At 65.3% G+C, this 4,902-nt stretch carries 8 protein-coding genes; all 8 read left to right on the plus strand.

From position 1 onward, the window contains the following. Nucleotides 1-11: 11 nt before the first annotated feature. On the plus strand, nucleotides 12-641 hold the full coding sequence (locus V7D63_RS13015) for a NuoB/complex I 20 kDa subunit family protein (RefSeq protein ID WP_333592708.1): 630 nt from the start codon (nucleotides 12-14) through the stop codon (nucleotides 639-641). 11 nt (nucleotides 642-652) lie between these two features. Continuing rightward, nucleotides 653-1,258, plus strand: coding sequence for an NADH-quinone oxidoreductase subunit C (locus V7D63_RS13020; protein WP_442882145.1), 606 nt, complete (start codon nucleotides 653-655; stop codon nucleotides 1,256-1,258). Between the two features lie 6 nt (nucleotides 1,259-1,264). Further along, nucleotides 1,265-1,672: a hypothetical protein gene (locus V7D63_RS13025; protein WP_333592703.1), complete on the plus strand. Its 408-nt coding sequence runs from the start codon at nucleotides 1,265-1,267 to the stop codon at nucleotides 1,670-1,672. 70 nt (nucleotides 1,673-1,742) lie between these two features. Then, complete coding sequence (locus V7D63_RS13030; protein ID WP_333592710.1) at nucleotides 1,743-2,921, plus strand: NADH-quinone oxidoreductase subunit D; 1,179 nt, start codon at nucleotides 1,743-1,745, stop codon at nucleotides 2,919-2,921. Beyond that, nucleotides 2,918-3,106, plus strand: a complete 189-nt coding sequence (locus V7D63_RS13035; protein ID WP_333592704.1) for a hypothetical protein — start codon at nucleotides 2,918-2,920, stop codon at nucleotides 3,104-3,106. The genes V7D63_RS13030 and V7D63_RS13035 overlap by 4 nt, the downstream gene beginning before the upstream one ends. After that, nucleotides 3,106-3,774 (plus strand): NADH-quinone oxidoreductase subunit NuoE, encoded by a 669-nt coding sequence (gene nuoE / locus V7D63_RS13040; RefSeq protein WP_333592705.1) that lies wholly within the window; start codon nucleotides 3,106-3,108, stop codon nucleotides 3,772-3,774. The genes V7D63_RS13035 and nuoE overlap by 1 nt, the downstream gene beginning before the upstream one ends. Before the next feature lie 8 nt (nucleotides 3,775-3,782). Continuing rightward, a complete protein-coding gene (locus V7D63_RS13045; protein ID WP_333592706.1) occupies nucleotides 3,783-4,040 on the plus strand; it encodes a hypothetical protein in 258 nt (85 codons plus the stop codon). Between the two features lie 2 nt (nucleotides 4,041-4,042). After that, a partial coding sequence (gene nuoF, locus V7D63_RS13050; protein ID WP_333592707.1) for an NADH-quinone oxidoreductase subunit NuoF occupies nucleotides 4,043-4,902 on the plus strand: 860 nt, incomplete at its 3' end.

Below are 4,902 nucleotides of genomic sequence, written 5' to 3' on the forward strand. Positions count from 1 at the left end.
TTCATCTACGAATGGAAGAAGGGCGCCCTGGAATGGGAGTGACCACCAACGACCTTCCGCTGATCGGTGTCGGCAACCAGGGCAGTTCGCCGGTCGCCTTCGGCCGCGCCGCGCGCTCGACCGTCGAGGGCTATGATCCCAAGGTCCACGACAAATTCTTCGAGGCGGTCAATTCCGAGCTGGGCGAGCGCGGCTTCCTGGTCGCGGCGGCCGACGACGTCATCAACTGGGCGCGCACCGGTTCGCTGATGTGGATGACCTTCGGCCTGGCCTGCTGCGCCGTGGAGATGATCCAGGCGTCCATGCCGCGTTATGACCTGGAGCGTTTCGGCGCCGCGCCGCGCGCCAGCCCGCGCCAGTCGGACCTGATGATCGTGGCCGGCACCCTGACCAACAAGATGGCCCCGGCCCTGCGCAAGGTCTACGACCAGATGCCGGACCCGCGCTACGTCATCTCGATGGGCAGTTGCGCCAACGGCGGCGGGTACTACCACTACAGCTACAGCGTCGTGCGCGGTTGCGACCGCGTGGTGCCGGTCGACATCTATGTGCCGGGCTGCCCGCCGACCGCCGAAGCCCTGGTTTACGGCATCCTGCAGTTGCAGAAGAAGATCCGCCGCACGGGGACCATCGAACGATGAGCAACGTGGCGATGATCGAGCATCTGGAGGCGCAGTTGACGCCCCTGGGCGCCGAGATGGTGGGGGCCTTGGGCGTCGAGGCCCAGGTGGCCTATGGCGAGCTGACCCTGGTCGCCCCGCGTGAGCGGATCGTCGAGGTGATGACGGCGCTGCGCGACCGGTTCGAGTTCCAACAGCTTCTGGACGTCTGCGGGGCCGACTATCCCGACCGCGAAGAGCGGTTCGAGGTGGTCTATCACCTGATGTCCCTGACCAAGAACGCCCGCCTGCGGGTCAAGGTGACGACCGACGAGGTCCAGCCGGTCGCCAGCGTGTGCGCGGTCTATCCCTCGGCTGACTGGTTCGAGCGCGAAGCCTTCGACATGTACGGCATGCTGTTCACGGGCCACCCCGACCTGCGCCGCCTGCTGACCGACTACGGCTTCGAGGGGCATCCGCTGCGCAAGGACTTCCCGATGACCGGCTATGTCGAGGTCCGGTACGACGAGGAGTTGAAACGGGTCGTCTATGAACCCGTCAAGCTGACCCAGGAGTTCCGCAATTTCGACTTCCTGTCGCCCTGGGAAGGCGCGGAATATCCGGTCCCGGTGCTGCCTGGCGACGAGAAGGCGGGATGATCGGCCATGAACCGCGCGGCGATACGATCGGCGTCTTCCTTCTTTCTGGTGACCTTTTCGACGGCGTTCCTGTTCACGCTGGGGGCGCGGCTGACGGGCTGGTTCACGCGCGCGCCGGACGTGTCGCCGTCGCAGATGCAGGCGCTGGGCGTGGCCATCATGATCGCCGTGGTCTGTCTGGCCATAGGGGCGGGCATTCGGCGCCTGTCGGCGGGCGAGCTGCAAAGCGCGCTGCTGGGCGCATCGGCCGTGCTGCTGTCGACGCCGTTGGCGATCGCGGTGCTGACCGGCAATTGGGAGATTTCGACCGCCGCCGTGTCGGGCATGGGGGTTCTGACCCTCGCGCTCGGCTGGCTGGTGGCGCTGACGCGCAAGCGTGTCGGGCCGCACGACGAGGATTCCGCTGATGGCTGACGGCCACAACATTCCGCTCGGCGCCGCCGACGTGTTCGACGAAGACGGCCGCACCGCCCATGCGCGGGAGATGGACGACCGCAAGTTCACGATTAACTTCGGCCCGCAACACCCTGCTGCGCATGGTGTTTTGCGTCTGGTCTTGGAGCTGGACGGCGAGCTGGTGACGCGCGTCGATCCGCACATCGGCCTGCTGCATCGCGGCACCGAAAAGCTGATGGAGGCGCGGACCTACCTTCAGAACGTGCCGTATCTGGACCGGCTGGACTACGTCGCGCCGATGAACCAGGAGCATGCCTTCTGTCTGGCGGTCGAGCGGCTGCTGGGCGTCGAGGTTCCGTACCGCGCCCAGTTGATCCGGGTGCTGTATTCCGAGATCGGCCGCATCCTGTCGCACATGCTGAACGTGACGACCCAGGCGATGGACGTCGGCGCCCTGACGCCGCCGCTGTGGGGTTTCGAGCAGCGCGAACAGTTGATGGTCTTCTATGAGCGGGCCTGCGGCGCGCGCCTGCACGCCAACTATTTCCGCCCCGGCGGCGTCCATCAGGACCTGCCGATGGACCTGATCGACGACATCGGCCGCTGGTGCCAGCAATTCCCGGCGGCGCTGAAGGACATCGAGTCCCTGGTCACCGAGAACCGCATCTTCAAGCAGCGCAACGTCGACATCGGCGTGGTGTCCAAGGAAGAGGCCCTGGCCTGGGGCTTCACCGGCGTGATGCTGCGCGGCTCGGACATCGCCTGGGACCTGCGCAAGTCGCAGCCGTACGAATGCTACGCCGATCTGGAGTTCGACGTCGTCGTCGGCAAGAACGGCGACTGCTGGGACCGCTATCTGGTCCGCGTCGAGGAGATGAAACAGGCCCTGCGCATCATGGAGCAGTGCATCCACAAGCTGCGCAACTGCCCCGGCGAGCCGGTGATGATCGAGGACCACAAGATCGTTCCCCCGCGCCGCGGCGAGATGAAACGGTCGATGGAAGCCCTGATCCATCACTTCAAACTGTACACCGAAGGCTTCAAGACGCCGGAAGGCGAGGTCTATGCCGCCGTCGAGGCGCCCAAGGGCGAGTTCGGCGTCTATGTGGTCTCGGACGGCACCAACAAGCCGTATCGCGTGAAGATCTCGGCCCCCGGCTTCCGCCACCTGCAGGCTATGGACTGGATGAACCGCGGCCACATGCTGGCGGACGTCTCGGCCATTCTGGGTTCACTGGACATCGTCTTCGGCGAGGTGGACCGGTGAGCGACAAACCCCTGAGCGATGCGGTCAAGCAGGGCTGGAGCGTGGTGGCCTACACCTCCACCGAAAGTGGCGGCGAAAACTGGAAGCACAACTTCCTGATCAGCCGCAACGGCCAGCACAAGATCCTGACCGTGCGCAAGAAAATGCTGGGTTCCGGCGTCGTCGCCGAGGAGTTGGAAGTCTGATGTCGGTTCGTCGTCTCGCCAAGGAACAGCCGGCCGCGTTCGCCTTCTCTAAGGCGACGATGCAGAAGGCCGAGTGGTGGATCGCCAAATACCCCGCCGAGCGCAAGCAGTCGGCGGTGATCCCGATCCTGTGGCTGGTCCAGAAGCAGGAGGGTTGGGTCAGCGAACCCGCCATCCGCAAGATCGCCGACCTGCTGGCCATGCCCTACATCCGGGTGCTGGAGGTCGCGACCTTCTACACCATGTTCATGCTGGAGCCGGTCGGCTCGGCCGCCCTGGTTCAGGTGTGCGGCACCACGCCATGTATGATCCGCGGCGCGGGCGAGCTGATGAAGGTGTGCAAGGACAAGATCGGCCCGAAACAGACCCTGTCGGCCGACGGTCGTTTCTACTGGGAAGAGGTCGAGTGCCTGGGCGCCTGCGTCAATGCGCCGATGGCCATGATCAACGACTACTATTTCGAGGACCTGACGCCCGAGAATCTGAAGTCGATCCTGGACGACTTCGCGGCGGGCAAGAAGCCCAAGCCCGGCCCGCGCGTCGATCGCGTCAACTCGGCGCCCGAGGGCGGGCCGCTGACCCTGACCGATCCCAAACTCTATGACGGCTCGGCCGCCAAGAAGATCAAGACGCTGCCGAACAGCAAACCCGCCAAGGCGCCCGCATGACGACGCCCATGCCCGACCTGAGCACCGAGGAAGGCCGCGCCGAATATCGGCGCGAGCTGCGTCGCGTGGCTCTGCCGTATCGCTGGACGGGGCTGGGGCTGATCCTGCTGGCCGCCGTGGTGGTGGTGGCCGCCTCGCGCGGGTTGCTGCCGGAACAGGCGGTCCTGTTCGGTTACGCCATGCTGGCGGGCGGCTGGGCCTTGGTCATTTTCGCGGTGTTCCTGCGCACCCGTCATCACAAGCGCCGTCTGGCGGAAGGACTTTGAGCGTGGTCGGCATCCTGGAAGACAAGGATCGCATCTTCACCAACCTGTACGGCCTGCACGACTGGGGCCTGGAGGGGGCGAAGACGCGCGGTTGCTGGAACGCCACCAAGGACATGCTGGACCTTGGCCGCGACTGGATCATCACCAACGTGAAGAACTCGGGCCTGCGCGGCCGGGGCGGCGCCGGTTTCTCGACCGGGCTGAAATGGTCCTTCATGCCCAAGGAGCTGAAGGACGGACGGCCCCACTATCTGGTCGTCAACGCCGACGAATCCGAACCCGGCACCTGCAAGGACCGGGAGATCATGCGCCACGATCCGCATCTGCTGATCGAAGGCTGTCTGATCGCCAGCTACGCCATGCAGGCGCACGCCTGCTACATCTATCTGCGCGGCGAATATGTGCTGGAACGCGAGCGCATGGAGGCGGCGGTCAAACAGGCCTATGAGGCCAAGCTGATCGGCAAGAACAACGTCCACGGCTGGGATTTCGACGTCTATATCCACCACGGTGCGGGCGCCTACATCTGTGGTGAAGAGACGGCCCTGCTGGAAAGCCTGGAGGGCAAGAAGGGCCAGCCGCGCCTGAAGCCGCCCTTCCCGGCCGGCGCGGGCCTGTACGGCATGCCGACCACGGTGAACAACGTCGAATCCATCGCCGTCGTGGGCACCATCCTGCGTCGCGGCGCCGACTGGTTCGCCGGTTTCGGCCGGCCGAACAACACCGGCACCAAGCTGATGTCGATCTCGGGCCATGTGAACCGGCCGTGCAATGTCGAAGAGGCGATGTCGATCCCGCTGCGACAACTGCTGGAAGAGCATTGCGGCGGCGTGCGCGGCGGCTGGTCGAACCTGAAGGCGGT

It is taken from the genome of Brevundimonas sp. (genome assembly GCF_036732845.1).
Taxonomy (GTDB): domain Bacteria; phylum Pseudomonadota; class Alphaproteobacteria; order Caulobacterales; family Caulobacteraceae; genus Brevundimonas.

Coding starts and splice junctions, on each gene's coding strand:
- V7D63_RS13045 (WP_333592706.1), top strand. CDS start 3,783: ATGCCCGACCTGAGCACCGAGGAAGGCCGCGCCGAATATCGGCGCGAG.
- V7D63_RS13020 (WP_442882145.1), top strand. CDS start 653: ATGATCGAGCATCTGGAGGCGCAGTTGACGCCCCTGGGCGCCGAGATG.
- nuoE (WP_333592705.1), top strand. CDS start 3,106: ATGTCGGTTCGTCGTCTCGCCAAGGAACAGCCGGCCGCGTTCGCCTTC.
- V7D63_RS13015 (WP_333592708.1), top strand. CDS start 12: ATGGAAGAAGGGCGCCCTGGAATGGGAGTGACCACCAACGACCTTCCG.
- V7D63_RS13025 (WP_333592703.1), top strand. CDS start 1,265: ATGAACCGCGCGGCGATACGATCGGCGTCTTCCTTCTTTCTGGTGACC.
- V7D63_RS13030 (WP_333592710.1), top strand. CDS start 1,743: ATGGACGACCGCAAGTTCACGATTAACTTCGGCCCGCAACACCCTGCT.